This window comes from Sorangium sp. So ce131 (assembly GCF_051519095.1).
Taxonomy (GTDB): domain Bacteria; phylum Myxococcota_A; class Polyangia; order Polyangiales; family Polyangiaceae; genus Sorangium.
Map to the genome: position 1 here is coordinate 526,469 of NZ_CP150455.1, position 19,664 is coordinate 546,132.

Annotated in this window: 15 protein-coding genes; 9 read left to right on the forward strand and 6 right to left on the reverse strand. The window is 72.6% G+C overall.

What is annotated here, in order from left to right:
• Positions 1 to 9: 9 nt before the first annotated feature.
• Both WMF43_RS02040 and WMF43_RS02045 read left to right on the forward strand, forming a co-directional pair.
• On the forward strand, positions 10 to 2,034 hold the full coding sequence (locus WMF43_RS02040) for an ABC transporter ATP-binding protein (protein WP_437677093.1): 2,025 nt from the start codon (positions 10 to 12) through the stop codon (positions 2,032 to 2,034).
• Positions 2,031 to 3,947 carry an ABC transporter ATP-binding protein gene (locus WMF43_RS02045; RefSeq protein ID WP_437677095.1) on the forward strand — a complete coding sequence of 639 codons (1,917 nt, stop codon included), beginning with the start codon at positions 2,031 to 2,033 and terminating at the stop codon, positions 3,945 to 3,947. Before WMF43_RS02040 ends, WMF43_RS02045 begins: the two co-directional genes overlap by 4 nt.
• A 96-nt stretch (positions 3,948 to 4,043) precedes the next feature.
• On the opposite strand, the gene WMF43_RS02050 is transcribed toward WMF43_RS02045, so the two are convergent.
• Both WMF43_RS02050 and WMF43_RS02055 read right to left on the reverse strand, forming a co-directional pair.
• Positions 4,044 to 4,175, reverse strand: coding sequence for a hypothetical protein (locus tag WMF43_RS02050; protein ID WP_267898753.1), 132 nt, complete (start codon positions 4,173 to 4,175; stop codon positions 4,044 to 4,046).
• Positions 4,176 to 4,444: 269 nt separating this feature from the next.
• Positions 4,445 to 4,858: an SgcJ/EcaC family oxidoreductase gene (locus WMF43_RS02055; protein ID WP_437677097.1), complete on the reverse strand. Its 414-nt coding sequence runs from the start codon at positions 4,856 to 4,858 to the stop codon at positions 4,445 to 4,447.
• Positions 4,859 to 4,985: 127 nt separating this feature from the next.
• Here WMF43_RS02055 and WMF43_RS02060 point away from each other — a divergent pair, with 127 nt between their 5' ends.
• Positions 4,986 to 5,882, forward strand: coding sequence for an EamA family transporter (locus tag WMF43_RS02060; protein WP_437677099.1), 897 nt, complete (start codon positions 4,986 to 4,988; stop codon positions 5,880 to 5,882).
• 176 nt (positions 5,883 to 6,058) lie between these two features.
• Here the strand turns inward: WMF43_RS02060 and WMF43_RS02065 are convergent, their stop codons facing one another.
• Positions 6,059 to 7,228: an acyl-CoA dehydrogenase family protein gene (locus tag WMF43_RS02065; protein ID WP_437677101.1), complete on the reverse strand. Its 1,170-nt coding sequence runs from the start codon at positions 7,226 to 7,228 to the stop codon at positions 6,059 to 6,061.
• Between the two features lie 142 nt (positions 7,229 to 7,370).
• Positions 7,371 to 7,979 (reverse strand): VOC family protein, encoded by a 609-nt coding sequence (locus tag WMF43_RS02070; RefSeq protein WP_437677103.1) that lies wholly within the window; start codon positions 7,977 to 7,979, stop codon positions 7,371 to 7,373.
• A 113-nt stretch (positions 7,980 to 8,092) separates the two neighbouring features.
• On the opposite strand from WMF43_RS02070, the gene WMF43_RS02075 reads away from it, so the two are divergent.
• From WMF43_RS02075 to WMF43_RS02090, 4 genes are all read left to right on the forward strand, one after another.
• The gene (locus WMF43_RS02075; RefSeq protein WP_437677105.1) at positions 8,093 to 8,803 is read left to right on the forward strand and encodes a TetR/AcrR family transcriptional regulator; all 711 of its coding nucleotides are present in this window, start codon (positions 8,093 to 8,095) and stop codon (positions 8,801 to 8,803) included.
• Positions 8,800 to 9,693, forward strand: a complete 894-nt coding sequence (locus tag WMF43_RS02080; RefSeq protein ID WP_437677107.1) for a phosphodiester glycosidase family protein — start codon at positions 8,800 to 8,802, stop codon at positions 9,691 to 9,693. The genes WMF43_RS02075 and WMF43_RS02080 overlap by 4 nt, the downstream gene beginning before the upstream one ends.
• 145 nt (positions 9,694 to 9,838) lie before the next feature.
• Entirely contained in the window at positions 9,839 to 10,528 is a 690-nt protein-coding gene (locus WMF43_RS02085; protein WP_437677109.1) for a hypothetical protein, read from the forward strand.
• Between the two features lie 474 nt (positions 10,529 to 11,002).
• On the forward strand, positions 11,003 to 11,920 hold the full coding sequence (locus tag WMF43_RS02090; RefSeq protein ID WP_437677110.1) for an MBL fold metallo-hydrolase: 918 nt from the start codon (positions 11,003 to 11,005) through the stop codon (positions 11,918 to 11,920).
• Between the two features lie 171 nt (positions 11,921 to 12,091).
• On the opposite strand, the gene WMF43_RS02095 is transcribed toward WMF43_RS02090, so the two are convergent.
• Positions 12,092 to 13,096, reverse strand: coding sequence for a hypothetical protein (locus tag WMF43_RS02095; RefSeq protein WP_437677112.1), 1,005 nt, complete (start codon positions 13,094 to 13,096; stop codon positions 12,092 to 12,094).
• 45 nt (positions 13,097 to 13,141) lie between these two features.
• On the opposite strand from WMF43_RS02095, the gene WMF43_RS02100 reads away from it, so the two are divergent.
• A complete protein-coding gene (locus WMF43_RS02100) occupies positions 13,142 to 14,095 on the forward strand; it encodes a LysR family transcriptional regulator (protein WP_437677114.1) in 954 nt (317 codons plus the stop codon).
• Between the two features lie 7 nt (positions 14,096 to 14,102).
• On the opposite strand, the gene WMF43_RS02105 is transcribed toward WMF43_RS02100, so the two are convergent.
• Complete coding sequence (locus WMF43_RS02105; protein WP_437677116.1) at positions 14,103 to 16,574, reverse strand: PAS domain-containing protein; 2,472 nt, start codon at positions 16,572 to 16,574, stop codon at positions 14,103 to 14,105.
• 998 nt (positions 16,575 to 17,572) lie between these two features.
• On the opposite strand from WMF43_RS02105, the gene WMF43_RS02110 reads away from it, so the two are divergent.
• On the forward strand, positions 17,573 to 19,546 hold the full coding sequence (locus tag WMF43_RS02110) for a hypothetical protein (RefSeq protein ID WP_437677118.1): 1,974 nt from the start codon (positions 17,573 to 17,575) through the stop codon (positions 19,544 to 19,546).
• Positions 19,547 to 19,664: the final 118 nt, after the last annotated feature.

Consider the following 19,664-nt stretch of genomic DNA (forward strand, 5'->3'; position numbering starts at 1 on the left):
CCTGCTGTAATGTTGTCCGGCTTACATGGTGAACTCGGTTCGCCGCCCTCCGCGGGGCGAGGCCGTGAGGGACGATCGCTGCTCCTGCGGCTGCTCGGGCTGAGCTGGGCGTACCGGGGGCGGGTCGCCCGGGTCCTCGGCTACCAGGTCGTCCTGCTCTCGCTGGGGCTCACGGGGCTCGGGCTGACGGGGCTCGCGATCGACCTCCTGCGCCACCGGCTCGATCCGTCGGTCCAGCGCCCCGCGCTGCCGCTCGGGATCGGCTGGCCGGTCGACGTCGACCGGGAGCCGCTGGGCGCGATCGTCGGGATCGGCGTGGTCATCCTCGCGATGGCGGCGCTGCGCGCGGTGCTCAACTACGGGTATGCGCTCGCGGTGGGGCACCTCGTCCACATGGAGATCGTCCCGGATCTCCGGGCGCGGGTGTACGACAAGCTGCAGCGGCTGAGCTTCCGGTTCTTCGACGCCAACAAGAGCGGCTCGCTCATCAACCGCGTCACGGGCGATGTCCAGCTCGTGCGCTCGTTCGTGGACGGCGTGCTGCTCCAGAGCGTCATCATGGTGCTCTCGCTCGGGCTCTACGTCGGGTACATGGTGCGCACCGACGCCCTCCTGACGCTCGCGTGCCTCGCGCCGACGCCGCTCATCTGGCTCGCGAGCACGCTGTTCGCGCGGTGGGTGCGGCCGGCCTACCTGCGCAACCGGGAGCTCGTCGACCGCATGGTCCTGAGCTTCACGGAGGGGCTCCAGGGGATCCAGGTCATCAAGGGGCTCGGGCGAGAGCAGGAGATCCACCGCCGCTTCGACGAGCGGAGCCGCGAGGTGCGCGAGCAGCAGCAGGACACGTTCTGGAAGGTCAGCGTGCTCAGCCCGACCATCGATCTGCTCGGGCAGACGAACCTCGTCATCCTGCTCGGCATGGGCGGGTTGCTCGTCGCGCGCGACCGGATGACGCTCGGGCAGCTCGTGGTGTTCGCCGGCATCCTCCAGCAGTTCTCCGGGCAGGTCGCGAGCATGGCGACGCTCGTCAACACCGCGCAGCAGAGCTTCATCGGGGCGCGGCGGGTCTTCGAGGTGCTCGACGCCCCCGTCGAGATCGAGAGCCCCGCGGCGCCCGAGCGCCCCGCGCGTGTCGAAGGGCGCCTCGTCTTCGAGCGCGTCACGTTCGGTTACCAGGCGGGCCGGCCGGTGCTGCACGACGTCGACCTCGACATCGCGCCGGGGCAGTTCATCGCCGTCGTCGGCCCGACGGGCGCGGGCAAGAGCACGCTGCTCAGCCTGATCCCGCGCTTCTACGACCCGACCGCGGGGCGCGTCCTGCTCGACGGCGTCGATCTCCGGCGCCACGACCTCGAGCTCTTGCGCCGGCGCATGGGCGTCGTCTTCCAGGACAACTTCCTCTTCAGCAACACGGTCGCGGCCAACATCGCGTTCGGCGCCCCGGACGCGACGCGGGAGCAGATCGAGCGCGCCGCGAGGATCGCCTGCGCCCACGAGTTCATCCGCGAGCTGCCGGGCGGCTACGACACCGAGCTCGGCGAGTCGGCGGTCAACCTCTCGGGCGGCCAGCGGCAGCGGCTCGCCATCGCGCGCGCCGTGCTGCTCGATCCGCCGCTGCTCCTGCTCGACGACCCGACCGCCGCGGTGGACGCGAGCACCGAGCGCGAGATCCTCGACGCGATCCACAGCGCCACCCAGGGCCGGACGACGATCATGGCCACCCACAGGCCCCACCTGCTGCGCCGGGCAGATCAGGTGATCGTGCTCGACCGCGGCCGCATCGCCGAGCGGGGGACCCACGACGAGCTCCTGCGGCGCCGCGGCCACTACGCCAGCGCGCTCGCGCTGCACCACGCCCACGCCGCCGCGGCGCGCGCGGACGACACGCCCTCGCGCCGGGGCGCGGACGACACGCCCTCGCGCCGGGGCGCGGAAGACAGGCCCTCGCACCGGGGCACGGACGACACGCCCTCGCGCCGCGGCGGCGGAGGCGCGCGCTCCGCGCCGCCGGGGCGGGCGGAGGAGCCGGCGTGAGCCGCGCCGTCAAGGCGCCGCGCCGCCCTGCGGAGGATCCGGAGGTGGCCCGCTCCGCGGCCGAGCCGGCGGCGATCGACGTGAACCTCGGCCTCGCGCGGGTCTCGCTCGAGGACGAGCGGGAGGAGCACGGGACTCGCAAGCTCGACTTCGAGCTCGTGCGGCGGGTGTTCGCCTTCACCCGCCCCTACGCCAGGAAGCGCAACGCGCTCTTCCTGCTCGTGGTGGCGAGGTCCATCCAGCTCCCGGTCCTGACCTGGGCGGTCGGCGCCATCATCAGCGGCCCGGTGGCCCGGCGCGACGCGCGCGCCACGGTGCTCTCCGTCCTCGGCTTCGCCCTGTTCGCGATCGTCACCGCGGTCGTCTTCCACTTCCGCGCGCGCCTCGCGCTCGAGCTCGGCGAGGCGGTGGTGTTCGACATGCGCGACCGGCTGGAGCGCCACCTCCTGCACATGCCGATGAGCTTCTTCGTGAAGACGAAGGTGGGGCGCCTCATCGGCCGCATGACGTCCGACATCGACGCGATCCGGGTGGCGGTGCAGGACGTCGTGTTCGTGAGCACGGTGCAGCTCGGCACGATGGCGGTCGCGATGGCGCTGATGGCGCGCGCGCACTGGCCGCTCTTCCTCGTGGTCGTCGCGATGGTCCCCGTCTTCTGGGGGCTCATCGCCTATTTCCACCGGCGCCTCGGGGCCGCGCACCAGCGCGCGCAGGAGAGCTTCAGCCGGGTGACGGCGACGCTCGCCGAGTCGGTCACCGGGGTGCGCGTGACGCAGGGCTTCGTGCGGCAGGACATCAACGGCGGGCTCTTCCGCGCGCTGATCTTCGATCACTCCCGCTACAACATGGACGCGGCGCGCCACTCGGCGGCGTTCCTGCCGCTGCTCGAGTTCAACGGGCAGCTGTTCCTGGCCGTGCTCGTGGTCGTCGGCGGCTACCAGGCGCTCCACGGCACGATCGGTTTGAGCGTGCTCGTGGAGTTCTTCTTCCTCGCGAACCTCCTCTTCAACCCGATACCGATCCTCGGCAATCAGTACAACCAGGCCCTCACCGCGATGGCGGGCGCCGAGCGCCTCTTCCGCGTGCTCGACCTCGCGCCCGACTGGCCGGACGAGCGCGATCTCCCGCCGCTGCCGCCGGTGCGCGGCCGGGTGGCGCTCGAGCAGGTGCACTTCGCTTACGACCCGGGCAAGCCGGTGCTCCACGGCGTCGATCTGGTGGCCGAGCCGGGCCAGATGATCGCGCTCGTCGGCCACACGGGCAGCGGCAAGTCCTCGGTCCTGAACCTGCTCGCGAAGCTCTATCGCCCGACGGCGGGGGCGATCACGATCGACGGGCACGATCTCGCGAAGACCTCCTCCGCGTCGCTGCGCGCGCAGCTCGGCCTCGTGCTCCAGAGCAACTTCCTCTTCAGCGGCACGGTGCTCGACAACGTGCGCCTCGGCAACCTCGGCGCGACCGAGGCGGCGATCCGCGGCGCCGCGCGGAGCCTGGACGTGCTCGATCTGCTCGACGCGCTCCCGGACGGCCTGCACACCGAGGTCGGCGAGCGCGGGACGGGCCTGTCGCTCGGCCAGCGGCAGATCGTGTGTTTCCTGCGCGCCATGGTCGCGGAGCCCCGGATCGTGCTGCTCGACGAGGCGACGAGCTCGGTCGACGCGCTGACCGAGGCGCGCCTCCAGGCGGCGCTCGGGCGGCTCCTGCGAGGCCGCACGAGCTTCGTCGTCGCCCACCGGCTGACCACGATCCGCCACGCCGATCGCATCGTCGTGCTCGATCACGGCCGGATCGTCGAGCAGGGGACGCACGCCGAGCTGCTCGCCCGCGGCGGCGCGTTCGCCGCGCTCCATCGCGAGCTGACCGACGAGGAAGAGCCGCGCGCCGCGCTGGCGACGAGCCCGCAAGAGGGCTGAAGGGGAGAGAGCGCCCGCGCCGGCGGGCGCGTCTCGTGGTGAGCTTGTCAGGGAGGGAAGCGGCGCCGGGAGCGGCGCGCGCAAGGGAGATCCGGGCTACTTGCCCTTCTTGGCGGGCGCGGCTGCGGGAGGCGCCGCCTTCGCGTTTGCGGCTGCCTTCTTCTGGTTCTTCTCCGCCGTGTCCTGCTTCTTCTGCCGCTCTTTGGCCTTCGGAGATTTGTCACCCATGGAGCACCGCCTTGTGGTGGATCCGTTGCAGAAATGTGCTGCGAGTCGATGCTAGCACCACCGGTGGCGCCGCCACCGGATTTGTGATCCGCTTCGGAAGAAGGGGAAAGCGGCTGCCGAGGGGCGGCCGGCCGCGGCGGGGCGGCGGGGTGCTGGGTAATTCAGCGCTGGACGGTTCCGGCGCTGGACGGCTCAGGCGCTGGACGGTTCCGGCGCTGGACGGCTCTGACGCTGGACGGTTCCGGCGCTAGGCGTCCGGCGCCAAGGCGTCATGGCTTGCCGGGAGGCTGGGTCTGCTCGGTGTTGTGCACCGACACGATCCGCCAGGCGCCGCCCTGCTGGACGAGCACCGAGGAGATGACGCCGCTCCCGGGCGGCAGGCTACCGTCGTCGTCCGCGGCGGTCCGGTCTCTCGTCCAGCGGACATGGCAGAGCGCCAGGTCCGGCTTGAGGAGCTTGATCCGGGTGCTCGTGAACGTCAGCCGGCTGCTGCGCAGGACGCTGGCGAACCCGCGGGCGTGGCCTTCCTCGATCGCCGCGCGCCCTTGCAGCCACTGGCCCAAGACGTTGACGAAGTCCCCGTCTTCCACGAACAGCGCTGCCAGCCGCCCTGCGTCGTGCGCGTTGAAGGCCTCGCTGTAGGCGTGAATCTGGGCGCGGATGGCCTCTTCGTCGCGGGTCATGGGTCCTCCTTCTTCTGCTCTGCAGACGCCTGCCTGGCCGGTGAGGCCCGCAGCGGGTTGACTTTGCACGCTGCCTGAGCCCAGGACACTCGGAATTGTCACGCTCCTGTGTTACTGGAACGTTGCAATGACGTGGAAGGACCGCCTGGTCGCTCTGGCCATCGTGGCCGTGTGGGGCTTCAACTTCGTGGTGATCAAGTGGGGCGTGTCGGGCATTCCGCCCTTCTTGCTGGGCGGCCTGCGGTTCAGCGCCGTCGTGGCGCTGGGGATGTCGTTCGTGCGCCGCCCGGCCATCCCTTGGCGCTGGCTGGGGCTCTACGGGTTGACCGTCGGTTTCCTCCAGTTTGCCTGTCTGTTCACGGCCATCCGGGTGGGCATGCCGCCCGGGCTGGCGTCCATCGTGCAGCAGTCGCAGGCGTTCTTCACGATGCTCATCGCGCTGGTCTGGCAGAAGGAGCGCTTCACCGGCTGGCAGCTCTCCGGGCTCCTGGTCGGCGGGAGCGGGTTATGGCTGATCGGCGGCATGGGCGTGGCCGACATCCCTCTCCTGGGCTTCGTCTTGACCCTGCTTGGGGCGTTTTCGTGGGCGGTCTCCAACGTGGTCGTGCGCGCCATCGTCCGCGCCGGACACCAGCCCGACGTGATGGGCATGATCGTCTGGTCGGGGCTGTTCCCGATCGCGCCGTTCTTCCTCGTGTCGTCCCTGCTCGAGCCGAGCCGGATCGTCTGGGCCGACGTGCTGACCGTCAAGAGCCTGTTCGCCGTCGGCTACCTCGCCGTGATCTCCACGCTGTTCGGCTACGGTCAGTGGAGCAAGCTGCTCAGCCGTCATCCGGCCAATCAGGTGGCGCCGTACTCGCTGCTGATACCGCTCGTCGCGGTGTTGTCCTCGTGGCTTGTGCTGGGCGAGCGGCTGTCGTTCTGGCAGGTGACCGGAGGGACGGTGCTCCTGTCCGGCCTCGCCATCAACGTGCTCGGCCCGCGCCTCGTGGCCCTCTGGCGCAAGCCGGCGGCGGCGCAGTGACCGCGCTGAGGCATGCCGACTGCTATCAGGCCTGGTTCGGCCTGTCAGGGGTCTTGGCAGGGATCACGGCGAGAGAAGAGAGAATTTAACGCCAAGGCGCAAAGGCGCAAAGGCGCAAAGGCGCAAAAATACAAAGAAAATTCTGGTTTGCGTCTTTGCGTCTTTGCGCCTTGGCGTTAAATTCTCTCGGGATCTCTGGGTTCAACCCATTTGTCGCTCTCGCCACGCGCCTCCGCGCCGCGGCCGACGAGCCGCTGCACCGTGGCCGCCTGCAGATCGCGCGTCTGCGCGGTGAGCGAGTACAGCATCGCCTCGCGGAACAGCCGCTGGGCCGTGTGCTCCAGCAAGTTCGCGCTCCCCCCGACCGCCGCGACGGCCGCGTGCGCGGCCCGGACCCCCAGCTCGACGCACCACGCGCGAGCGCGCACGGCGTGCTCCCCATAACCGGCTGCTTCCGGCTGGTCCGCCCATACATCGACCTCGGCGCGGGCGTCGTCGATCTCGCCCTCGAGCCCCCGCGCCGCGCCGGCCAGGGCCGCGCTGCCGCGGCGGCCGGCGGCCTCTTCGATCAGCGCCACTGCCGCGCCGGCCACGCCAAGGGAGAGCGCCGACGGCGCGAGCACGCCTGCGGCGTCGCGGGCTATCTGCTGCTCGCGCGTCATCGTGGCGATCACCTGCTCGGGGCCGATGCGCAGGCCGCGCAGCTCGAGCGACACCGTGGCCGACGCGTTCATCGCGCACAGGCGCAGCGGCGGCGACGCCCGGATGGCCTCCGCCTCCCGCAAGGACGAGAGCACGAAGATCACCCGGCCGTCCGGGAGCGTGCCCGCGAGGACCGCGTCGTCGGCGAACCCATAGCCGGTGAGCCAAGGCACCGTGCCGTCGAGGCGAACCTCGTCGCCATCGAGCTCGGCCCTCACCATCGGCGGGCCCGGGCGGCGGACGTGGGAGAAACCGACCGTGCAGAAGCGCTCTCCCGAGGCAAAGCGGGGCAGGACACGCTCCTTGAGCGCCTCGTTTTCGCCGCGCGCGATGAGCGAGCACGCGCCGGTCGTGTGCTGCATCTGCACGAACGTGGTCGCGCCGCACGCCCCGGCGAGGACCTCCATGTACGCGCGCGTGACCCGCCCCGGCGCGCCGTGGCCGCCGTACCGCGTCGGGGTCGCGAGGCCGAGCAGCCCGGCGCCCGCGAGCGCGAGGAGGTTCTCGCGCGGAATCACCTCGGCCTGGTCGGTCGCGTTCGACGCCGGAGCGAGCACGTCGGCCGCGATCCGGCGGGCGCGGTCGAGCAGCGCGCCGAAGTCGGCAGCAGCGGGCGGCGGCGGTGTGGTCGATGAGGGGAGCATGCGAGGGCGGTCTCCTCGAGGACGAGACGCGGAGTCCGCGCCGGCGGGGGCGCCGCGGCGCACCCCAGCGTACCCCATCGATCGCCGCCGCGGACCAGCCCAGCGCCCTACGCGATCGCGCGCGCCGGCGCCGCGCGGCCGCTCACGAGCCCGTCCAGGCGTACTCGAGCGTGGACAGGTCCGGGGCGCCGGTGGGGATCTCGCCCGTGAAGCCGAGCGTGACGAGCTCCAGGTGATTGCCGAACGGATCATTGAAATAGAGCGACGCATGGCCCGGCGGCCCGAGCCGCGTCGGGCCGTACGTCGGCACGCCCCGATCGTTCAAGCGCTTCTTCCACGCGAGCAGCTGCCCCGGCGCGACCCAGAGCGCGCAGTGCGGGTGCGACGCCGCGCGCGGCGGCTGCCCGATCGACGACTCGAACAGATCGAGCCGCGGCCCCCCGGCGAACACCACCGACAGGTGAACGCCCCCGGCGATCTCGTCCGCCGGGCGCCCCATGCGCTCGAGGAACGAGGCGTCGACGCGCATCATCAGGCGCGCGCCGAGCAGGCCGACATAGAACTCCTCCGCGACCCCGAGATCCGTGCACGGCACGGTGAGGTGATCGACCGCGCCGAGCTTGCCGCCCCACGGCGGACGCAGGCGGTACACAAAGCGCGACCAGGCGAAGAAGAGGCGCATCCCCGCCCCGATGGCCTTCCGCTGCACCCGCGCGGAAAGCGGCGCGGCGACGAGTTCCGACGACATCATGAATCCCTCCGTGAGCAAGAGTCAATCAATCAGTTGATTGACAATATGCGCCGCCGGCCGGCCGGTCAAGGCGGCTTGCTGGCCGTGGAGGAAACCTGTAGGGTTGCGCGGGGTTGGCGAAGGCAAAAGCAAAAGCGAAGCCGGACGAGAAGCGCGCCGCCGCGGCCGGCGAGGCCTCGTCCACCGAGCTCGGGGCGGCGCGGCGGCGCGACCTGCTCGAGGCGGCGTACACGCTCATCGCCGAGAAGGGGCTCGAGGGGCTGCGGACGCGCGACATCGCGGCGCGCGCGGGCGTCAATATCTCGACGCTGCATTACTACTTCGGGACGAAGGAGGCGCTCCTCGTCGCCATCGTCGCGCACGTGGCCGACAAGTTCGGCGAGGCGCGCCGAGACGTCGAGGGCTCCCCCGCGACCGTGAGAGCGCACATCGAGGGCGCGTGGCGCAGCTTCCAGGACAATCCGCACCTCACGACCGTGCTGCAGGAGCTCTCCTTGCGCGCGCGGCGCGACCCGGCGGCGCGCGCGGCGTTCCGCGAAGTCCACGAGGGGTGGAACCTCGCGGTCGAGCACCTCGTGCGGCAAGGCGTGCGCGACGGACAGCTGCGCTCCGACCTGGACCCGCGCACGTCGGCCTTCGTGGTCACGTCGTTCGTCATCGGGGCCATGACGCAGCTCGGGGTGAACGCGGAGGCCTTCGACTTCCACCACGTCTCCGCGGAGCTCGATCGGTGGCTCGCCCCCGAGCCGGGGGAGCGACCGCGCGGCGGCGCGGGGGTGGGCGAGGGCCCCGCGCGGCGCCGATCGGGTAGAACGCGGGCGTGACGGTCCGCGCTCCCTCGAAGGCGCTCTGGCTGACCGCCGGCCTCGCGCTCGTCGGCGTCGCCGCGCTCGCGTCGAGGTACCTCGCGCCGCCGAGCTCGCCCGCGCCGCCGGAGCCGTCGCCGCCGGCGGCCGCCGCGTCCTCGGCGCCGTTCCCCGCCGAGCCATCACCGCCGGCGCCCGCCGCGCCGTCCGCCGCGCTCGCAGCGCCTTCCGCGCCGGCGGGCCCACCTTCAGGAGCCCCCGTCCGGCCCGAGGTGATGACCGTCTCCGGCGAGGACTACGTCGTTCACGTCTTCGCCTTCCGCCTCGCGGCCGTGCGCTTCGAGGTCGTCGACGCGGGCATGTCGCGCGACCTCGCGGGCGTGCTCGATCGCACCCGCGCGTCGATCGTCATCAACGGTGGCTTCTTCGATCGACACGCGAGGCCCGAGGGGCTCGTCGTGGCCGGCGGCCGGGAGCTCTCGCCGCTCGCGCCGTCGCTCGGCGGCGGCGTCCTGGTGGTCTCCGGCGGCCGCGCCGCGCTGCACGACGCCGCGGGGTTCGTCCTCGGGCCCGGCGTCGAGCTCGCGGTGCAGGCCCGGCCGCGGCTCGTGGTCCGCGGCGAGCGGAACGTGCGCAGCGACGGCGGGCCGCGCGCGGAGCGGACGGCGCTCTGCGCGCTCGATCAAGGCCGGCGGATGGAGGTGATCGTCGCGCGCGGCGAGGCGGCGGGCAGCGGACCGACGCTGGGGCTGCTCGCCGACATGCTGGTGGCGCGCGGGTGCGAGCAGGCGCTCAACCTCGATGGCGGCCCCTCGACCGGCGTCGCGTGGCGCGAGGACGGGAGCGCGCGCGAGATGGCGCCGCGGGGACCGATCCGGCACGCGATCGCGGTGCGGCTCGACCCCTGACCGCGAGAGCGCGCCGCCGGAGAGCCGCTTGCGCCGGTCCGCCGCCGGCGGGCATTCCCCTGGTCGAGCGCGTGAGCCCGTGGGCGGATCGAAGAGACTAAGGTACGCTCCCCTGCGGAACCCGCGACGATCAGGAGCTCTCCTCATGACCCAGCGAATCCCTCTCCTGCTCGCAACCGTCGTGGCGCTCGCAGCGGCGCTGGCATGCAGCCCCGAGACCCGCACCTTCACGGACAACACGGGAGGGACCGCGGATCCCGCCGCCGGCTCCGGCGGCGCGGGCGGGACCGCCGGCGGGGGCGCTGGAGGCGGCTGCACGGAGCGCTCGGATTGCCCGGCTCCGGCGGAGCCCTGCCAGACCTCGGCGTGTGTCGACGGCACGTGCGCCGTGGTGCCGCTGCCGGAGGGCATCGAGGTCGCGCCGGAGCCCGGCGACTGCCGGCGCCTCGTCTGCGACGGCGACGGCGCGCAGGTCGCCCTCCCCGCGGATGAGCCCGAGGACGACGGCAATCCGTGCACCGACGACCTCTGTCAGGAGGCAATGCCCGCGCACCCGCCGCGGGCAGGGGAGACCTGCCCGGGGGGCGTCTGCGACGCGGGCGGTCGATGCGTCCCGAGGATGTGCGCCGGCGACCTCGACTGCGGCATTTCGACAGAGTGCTACCGCTACACCTGTCAAGACGGCCTCTGCATGGAGGGGCCCGCGCCGGCGGGCACCTCGTGCAACGCGCTTCAGGATCAGTGTGACGGGGCGGGCTCCTGCGTGGATTGCTTCAACAGCGGCGGGTGCGGCGAATGCTGCGTCTGCCAGAACTTCGTCTGCATCCCCGCATAAGCCGCCGGCCCGGCCTTCGCGCGCACGTGGGAGATACCCGCGCCTCTCCAGGGATCCTCTCGGCGCGCTCAGCGAGGAGGAGCGGAAGAAGCTGGTGCCGTGGGTGCCGTGGTTCATGCGGTCGCTCGCGCAGACATGCTCGACCAGGATCCCCCGGTCCACACGCGCCTGCGGGGGCTCGTGACTCCAGCTGTAACTTCGGACGCGGACGTACGAGCGAGGCAGCGTGTCACAGTGTGGCAGTGTGGCCAACACGGCACCACGCGCTGTCCCCCGCTGAGCCGGGTGGGTCGACGTGCGGGGTGCACGCGCGGCGCGGCCGAACGGCAACCGCCGCCGCACCCGGGGTCGCCGCGCGGTGCGCGCCGGCGAGCTCGAGCGCCGCGCGCGGCACGCCTCGTGCACCCTTTCGTGCACCCTCTCGTGCACACGAGGGCACACGACGAGCCATTGCGAGAGGAGCGCGGCGGTCCAATGCGGATCCATCATCTCAACTGCATCTCCACCTGCCCGATCGGCGGCGCGCTGATGGATGGGCAGACGCTGGGCCTCCGCGGCAGGCTGACGTGCCATTGCCTGCTCCTCGAGACGGAGAGCGGCCTTGTCCTCGTGGACACCGGCCTCGGTCTGCTCGACGTCTCCATGGCCAGGAAGCGGCTGAGCCGGTTCTTCCTCTTCCTCGTGCGTCCGGAGTTCCGCGCCGAGATGACGGCGCACCGGCAGATCCAGCGCCTCGGGTTCCGGCCCGAGGACGTCCGCCACATCGTGCTCACCCACCTCGATTTCGATCACGCCGGCGGCCTCGACGACTTCCCGCAGGCGAAGGTCCACCTGCTCGCCGACGAGCGCGACGCCGCGGTCGCGCAGCGCACGCTCCTCGATCGCATGCGCTACCGCCCCGCCCAGTGGTCGACGCAGCCGAACTGGATCACCTACCCCTCGACCGGCGGCGAGCGCTGGTACAGCTTCGAGGGCGCCCGCGCCGCCTCTGGTCTCCAGGACGAGGTGCTCTTCGTCCCGCTGATCGGCCACACGCTGGGCCACGCCGGCGTGGCCGTCCGGGACGCGAACGGCTGGCTGCTGCTCGCGGGCGACGCGTATTTCTATCACCGCGAGATGGACCCGGGCAGGCCGCGCTGCACGCCGGGCCTGCGCTTCTATCAGGTCATGATGGAGAAGGACCGCCGCGCGCGCCTCGACAACCAGCGCCGCCTGCGCGCGCTGCGCATGGAGCGCGGCCACGAGGTCACCCTCGTGTGCTCCCACGACGTCCTCGAGTTCGAGCGTCTGGCCGGGCGGAGCCACGCCGTGCCCGCGGGAGCGCGGGAGAAGGATCCGGCCGAGCAGCAGCTCCTGTGGGGCCCCGCGCCCTCCCACGCCGCGGGGCGCTGAGCTCATCTCCAGAGCGGTTTTCCTCCGTCTCTGGTCCATGCGTCACAGAGCGGCGGTCACCCGCACAGGAGACGGGTCCAGATCGGCGTTTTCGGCGCGGAAGCGCACTCCTGTGCGCTGAGCACCGAAAACGTCGAGATGGGCCCGTATCCGAAGCGGGTGACCGCCGCTCTAGAGATCGCGGATCCAGGCGCGGAGCGCCGCGAGACCGGCCTCGTCGACGACCTCGGTCCCGAGCGGCGGCATCGAGGGCCACGACGGGTCGCGCCGCCCGGCGCGCTGCACGACCTCGCTGTCGTCGGGATCGCCCGGGGAGATCCACTTGTCCACCGCGGTGCGGTACGTGGCCGTCGCCTCGACCGATCGGAGCTCGCCCACCCGCAGCGTGAAATCGAAGCTGTGCTGCGGATCGTAACACCGCGCCCCGCGCCGCTCCGGGCGGCGCTGGTTGTGGCAATGGCTGCAGTTCGCGTGCAGCCAGCCGAGGGCGGCGCGCGCCGCGTCGTCCCCGGGCAAGACGACAGGATCCTCCGGCGGGTCGGACAACATCCCGCGGGCGGCGACCTCGCCGAGGTCGACCTCGCCCGGGCTCGCGGCCAGCTGGATCGCCGAGAACCCGAGCACGCGGCTCTCCGTGCCGCCGTGGCAACCCATGCAGTCGCTCGCCGCGGGCACGTCGTGCGGCGTCCCGAGCGCGTCCTTCACGCCCTCCGGCGCCGCCAGCGCTTCGGTCCCGTCGGCGTTCCACACGTAGGCGACCGCGGCCCACGCCTCCGGGGCGGCGCCCACCTTGGCGAGCACGCGTGTCTCGACCAGCACACCGTCCCTGCGGAACTCCTTCCACAGGCGCGTCCCCTCGGGGAACTGCCACGCGTCCTGATCCTCGGTGTCGATCCGGGCGCCGGGCGGCAGCCGGAGGAAGCGGCGCTTCTCCGCCCCGTCGCTCCAGAGCTCGAATCCGGGCTCGTAGGCCACGACGTCGCTCGCCACCGAGCGCGCCGCGAGGTCGGCGTAGAGCCCTGTCTCCGACAGCGCCGCGGGCAGCGCGGCCTGGAGATCCGGGGCCGGCGCGTCGCACTGGCGGAAATCGTCGCAGCCGGCCGCGAGGGCGCCCGCGGCGGCGATCCAGAGAGAGGCGGCTCGGGCGCGGAGCGCGCCGTGCTTGCGTGTGCTCATGGCGTTATCTACGCAGCGGCCACGTGCCACCTCCAGTGATGGTTCGTGATAACGTCCATCACCGTGGTGAATCTATCGTCGATCGACCTGAACCTGCTGCACGTGCTCGCGGTCGCGCTCGAGGAGCGCAGCGCGACGCGCGCCGCGCGGCGGCTCGGCGTCACCCAGTCGGCGGTCTCGAACGCGCTCGCCCGGGCGCGCGACCTCCTCGACGATCCGCTGCTCGTCCGCGACGGCCGCGGCATGGCGCCGACGCCCGCGGCCCAGGCGATCTTGCCGGAGCTCGCCGCGGCGATGCACAAGCTCCGGTCCGTCCTCGAGCCCAGGCGGCCGTTCGACCCGCGCTCGTCGACCCGGGAGCTCTCGCTCGCCTGCGCCGACAACTCCCAGCTCGCCGACGTGCCGCCCATCGCGGCGGCGCTCGCGCGGGAGATGCCGCTCGCGCGGCTGCGCGTGGTGAGCATCGACGCCCTCATGGCCGGGGGCGGCCTGTCCGCCGACGGGATCGACATGGCGATCGGGCTGCGCCGGCGCCAGCCGGGGTTCCGCGCCGCGCCGCTCTACGAGGACCCGATCGCCGCGGTGGTGCGCCGCGACCACCCGGCGGTCGGCAAGCGCCTCACGCGGCGCGCGTTCGCGCGGCTCGCGTTCATCGACGTGCACCTCGCGCTCGGCCGCCCGGGGGCGGGGCACGCGTTCGTCGAGCACGCCCTCCGCGCGCGCGGGCTCGTCCGCCGCATCGGCCTCGTCGTCCCCGGGTTCGCGGCCGCGGCGATGGCCGCCGCCGGCACCGACCTCGTCGCGCTCATGCCCCTGCGCGCCGCCCGGGCGCTCGCGTCGAACCTCCCGGTGCGCGTCGTCGAGCAGCCGGTCCAGGACCTCCGCATCGACCTCTGGCTCGTCTGGCACGAGCGGACCCACGAGGACCCCGCCGCCGCCCACCTGCGGAAGGTGATCGTCGAGGCGCTGCGCGCGCGGGACAGGCCCGCGGCGGGGTGAGCGTCGATCACCCGCTGTCCTGGGCCGGCGGCGCGCCGATCGGCAGCGTGAAGTGGAACGCCGTCGGACCTCCTCTCCGGCTCTCGGCCCAGATCCTGCCGTGGTGGGCCTCCACCAGCCCCTTCGCGATGTACAGGCCGAGCCCGAGGCCGACGACGCGCTCCCCCCTGGCCTTTCCCCGGAAGAAGCGCTCGAACAGCATCGGCAGATCCTCGGGCGGGATCCCCTGTCCCGCGTTCTCGACCGACACCTGCACCTCGTCGCCCCGCCGCTCCAGCGTCGCCCGGATCGGCGTCTCCGGCTCACCGTACTTCGCGGCGTTGGAGAGGAGATTGCTGAGGATCTGCTCGACGCGCCCCGCGTCCGCGTACACGACCGGGATGTCGCCGCTCACCGCGATCTCGACCTTGTGCCCCTCGGTCTCGCTCGCCGTCCGCTCCACGACGGCCTCGACGAGCGCCGGCAGGTCGACGGGGGCGCGCTCGATCGCGAGCCGCCTCGACTCGAGCTGGGAGATGTCCGTCAGATCGGAGACCATGCGCCCGAGCCGCTTGGCGCTCGACACGATGTGGCCAGCGCGGGTCTTCACCGCGGCGGCCACCTGGGGCCTGCGCTCGATCTGGGCGGCATACCCGATGATCGCCGTCACCGGCTGCTTCAGGTCGTGCGCCACCACCGAGGTCCACTCCTCCCTGAGCTGGTCGAGCTCCTTGATCTGCGTGATGTCGTCGAACACGACGACCGCGCCGAGCAGCCGCCCGCTCGCGTCCCCGCTCGCGTCGACGATGGGCCCGGCGCTCACGAGCACCGGCACGGCCCTGCCGTCTGCGCGCTGGAGCGAGAGCTCCCGCGCCGTCGTGACCTCGCCCCGGAGCGCGCTCACGGACGGCTGCTCCTCGCGGGAGAGCGGCTGTCCGTCGGGGAGGCGCAGGTACGATGGATCCGAGAGATCGGGCGGCGCCGCCGTTCCGGCCAGCTCCTGCGCGCGGCGGTTCCAGGCGATCTGCGCGCCGCCCGCGTCGAGGAGGAGGATGCCGACCGGCGAGCGCTCGATCACCGCGTTGAGCCAGCTCCGCTCGGCCGCGAGCTGCCCGAGGAGCCGCTCGCGCTCCTCGTCGGCCAGCTTCTCCGCGGTGACGTCGCGCGAGATGCCGATCCCCGCGATCGGCCGCCCGGCCTCGTCGCGCTGGATCGTGATGTGGGTCGAGATCCAGCGGACGCGGCCGCTCCGGTCGACGATCCGGAAGGTGAGGCGCCCGCCGGCGGCGGCCATGCGCTCGACGAACTCCGAGTAAAGTACGGCGTCCTCGGGGTGGACCAGCGAGAGGAAGAGCTCGGGGTCCTCGTACCACGCCTCCGGCGGATACCCGGTGTGCTCGAGGACGGCAGGGTTGATGTACTCGTAACCTCCCCCGGGGCCGAGCCGCATCCGGAAGATGACGTCGCTCGCGTGCTCCGCGATGACACGCAGCCGCTCCTCGCTGAGCTGCAGGGCCATCTCGGCGCGCCGCTGCTCGGTCACGTCGAGCGCCGTGCCGATCATGCGGGTCGGGGCGCCGTCCTCGGCGCGGAGCACGTCCGCCTTGGTGCGGACGATGCGCTCCTCGCCGCCGGGGCGGAGGACGCGGTACTCGAGGCAATACGGCGCCTCCCCGGCGAGCGCGCGATCGACGGCGCGCGTCACGGCGTCGCGGTCCTCGCGGTGGATGCAGGCGAGGAACCTCTCGTACGTGAGCGCGCCGGCCTCGGGGGACAGCCCCAGCATCGAATAACACTCGTCGGACCAGAGCAGCTCGTTCTGCGGAATGCGCCAGTCCCAGTGCCCCAGCTTCACGATCTTCTGCGCCCGGGCGAGGCTGTCCTCGCTGAGCCTGAGCGCGGCCTCCGTCCGCCTGGCGTCCGCGATCGCGGCGGAGAGCCGCTCCCGCGCGCGCTCGAGCTCGAGCTTGTCGTGCTCGAGCGCCTCGACCCGCGCCCGCAGGGCGCGCGACTCGGCCGCGGCGAGCGCCATGCCGAAGAGGCCCGCCAGGGCGCGGAGGAGCTCGGTCACCTCGGCCTCCGGCAGCGCCGGGCGCGCCGCGCGGCAGTGCAGCACCGCGCGCACGTCGCCCGCGACGCGGATCGGCACCGCGACGGCGAGGGCGCTGCCCGGCGGGCCGCGGGGGGCGCCGGCGTCCGAGGGCGCCGCGTCGCCGTCGCCCTCGGGCGCGACCTGCACCAGCCCGGCGCGCGCCGCCGCGGCGGCGAGGCTCTGGCCGTCGAGCGGCAAGCGCCGGAGCTCCTCCGGCACGGCGCCGCTTTCGTGTGCGGCGAGCTCCAGCGCGGGCGGCTCGCGCAACACCACGTAGAGACACGTGATCTCGGCGCGCAGCAGGCGCGACGCGGCGGCCGCGATCGCCCGCTGCGCGCCGGCGGGATCGACGTCGCCGGAGAGGGCCAGCGACGCCTCCGCCACCAGGCGCGCCGCCGCGTCGCTCATCGCCGGCGGTCCGCTGCGCCGTCCAATCCCGGACGGTCCGCTCCGTCCGGCCCCACCCCCTCGTTCGTCGCTGCTCAATCCGCCCCTCGCGTTTTCTGTCCAAGACCCGGTGAGCGCAGCGCGAGCGTAACACGGGCCTTCCCCTCGCACCTTCGCTCGCGCGACGGCGCGCCGCGGCTCAGGCCGGCAGCACATCGGCTCGGCGCCAGCACCCCCGGCTGAGCCGCGCGTGACGGGCGTGACCGGCGCGTATTTGTAATTCTGCTTTCCAAAGTGCGGCGGGCCGCGGGCGTGGCGCTGGGGCGGCGCGCAGCAGGCACACAGGAGCTCATCATGTCCGCGGTACCCCCGATCGCCGGCGCGGTCGATGGGCCGCGCGGCGATGGCCATATGAGAGTCCCGAGGCGCAGGCAAGCCCCGAGCCTCGCGGCGTGATGGCCAGTTGCATCAGGCCAGCTCCTGCGAGGTGAGACGTCGCGCCACGAGGCGCGCTCCCCCGGGCCAGCGCCGAGGCGCAGCCCTCCATGCCCGCCGCGCGAAGGACATCGACGTCTGCCCGGTCGAGCCCCACATGGCCTTCTCGCCCCCCAGCCCGAGCTATCTCCCCGCTGGGCTCCGATGCCTCGCAATTGTGCGACATTCATGAGAACGAGAACCGCAAAATTGCGTCCTCTTCGAAATAATCCCGTTCCTTGTTCATCGACGGGAGACCCCGGTGTTGCTGCCCTGCGAAGCTCGCCGTCAGGTCCTCCTTGCGTCGAGGGGGCCGAGTCGCGCTGGCGCCGGAGCGGAAGGCGGTCGGCAGATCGCGCACGGTACGGCGCAGTGCAGCACGGGGCAGCGCGGGGCGAGGTGTCGATCCCTGTGCCCCCGCGCCCAGCGCCCCGCGCGCGTCGCGCGTGTGCTGCGCCGGGACGCCGGCCTGATCTCCTGTCAGTTATCCCTGTGAATACGGCGGCTTGGGCCTGCACCCAAGCCCTCATCCGCTTGGAGGTTCCATGCACAGCGCTCGTCTTCTCATCGGTCTTGGCGTCACCTCGCTCCTGTGGCTCTCGGCCGCGACCGCGCGGGCCGAGGTGACCATCGGCGATCTCCGCGCGTCCAACGGCGTCAGCGCGCCGCGGACCGACCTGTTCGTCGATGGCAACACCCTGGTCTTGAGCGCCTCGGCGTCCTCGAGCCTGGGTGTCCACCGAGTCGAGGCGGAGCTCGAGGGGGTGACGGTCGAGCTCGCGCCCGTGGGCGGGGGGGCCTACCAGGGGACGTTCGACATCAGCGATGTCGCCCCGGGACGGCATGAACTGACGATCCGCGCGTACGACCGGCTCGGCGATCTGTCGACGGTGGAGAGGACCTTGCATAAACACCCTCCGCCCATCCTGTGGCTGTCCAGCCCGCGGCCGCAGCGTGTGATCGCCGGGAACACGCCCCTCGACGCGCGGTGCATCGCGACCGCGCCCTACGAGTGCCAGGTCCTCTGCTTGAACGTCCGGAGCGCGACGCGTTCGGAGACCACGTGCCGCACCCGCGACGCGAGCACGCGCCCGGGGCCGCTGGTCATCCTGACCCGGCCCTCCCGGGCGTTCGCGCCGGGCGAGGTGCTCACGGTCACGCTCACCGGCGACGTCGGCGTCGGCGCCGAGATCCAGCCGTCGGTGGCCAGCCCGATCTACGTCGAGACGAGCCCGAAGCTCACCGCGGTCCAGGTCGCCCCGGGCGTCATCCTCGACTTCGACGCGACGCGGATCCTGTTTATCCACGAGGGCTACCAGATCGGCGTCGTCGATCGCGCCACCCGGGAGGTGCGGTGGATCTCGACCCTCCCGCCCGACCCGGCCGGGAGCAGCCCGAGCTACGGCGCCCTCACGCCGTCCGGCGCCGTGGTCCAGTCGGCGACCGGGCGCATCTTCGTCTGGTACGACGGCGTGTGGCGCAAGGTCGTGACGAACGGCCGGCTCGACGTGGTGAACGGCGACAGGTTCGTGTGGACGATGCTCAACGACAGGCGGGGGTACGTCCACGCGATCCCGGAGGGCACCAACAGCATCGTCTGGAACCGCCCGGACAGCACGTCGCCGTTCCAGACCGACCTCTCGGCCTCCGGCGATCTCTACTGGGGTACGTACGACGAGCCGTGGATTCGCCACCTCGGCGTGGGCCGCCTCGGGAGCCACCCGGGCAACCTGCAGCGGCCGATCACGGACGGGGCGAACGTCGCGGGCCGGTGGTGGGACGGGGACACGAGCTCGAGTTACCTCTACACGGCGGAAGGAGAGGAGGTGTTCCTCGGCGACTCGATCTCGGGCAACTCCGCGGGGCTGCTCCTGCACGCGGGGTACGCCGGATTCCTGAAGAGCGATGGGGCTGTGAACCAGGTCTGGCTGCGGACCCCCGACGGCGAGCAGCATCAGCTCAGCAGCTTCGGGACATCGAGCCTGTTCGATCAGCAGAAGCTCCGGGTCGGCCACGACGGCATCAGCGACGCCGGCGAGGTGCTGTTCCTGAACGGCGGCAAGCGGTACATCGGCCGCGCGGGCGCGGCGCCGGAGCCGATCGGCTCGGATCTCGGGCACGGGCGCTGGTTCGACGGGAGCTTCTACGTGACGCTCGGCAACACGCTGTTCCGGGTCGGGAGCGGGGGTCGCGCCGCCGCGCGCCTCGCGGCGCCGAGCGAGGCGCTGCGCGACGGCCTGGAGGAGATGGACGGGTGCGACCGGCTCGTCGCGACGCCGGCGGACCTCGAGGCCGAGGCGCCGGCGATCGTGATGAATCGTCTCGAGCCCGACGCCATGCCGTCGCTGTCCGACGAGGAGCCGTCGGCCGACCTGGCCGGCGACGAGCAAAGCGGCGATCTGCCGGCCGGGGTCGGGTGCAGCGCCGGCGGCGCGGCGGGGTCCCGCGGCGGCGCCGCCGCGTTCGCCGCGGCGCTCGCGGGCCTCGCGCTCGCGCGGCGCGGCCGCCGGCGCGTGTAGGCGAGGCCCTCCGATCGGCGCCTCAGCGCAGGAGGGCGCGAGGAGGCGGCGCCCCGCCGGTTGACGTGCGCACCCGTCTCGCCATGTTCCACGCGGACGCGGGCTCGGACAGACCGCG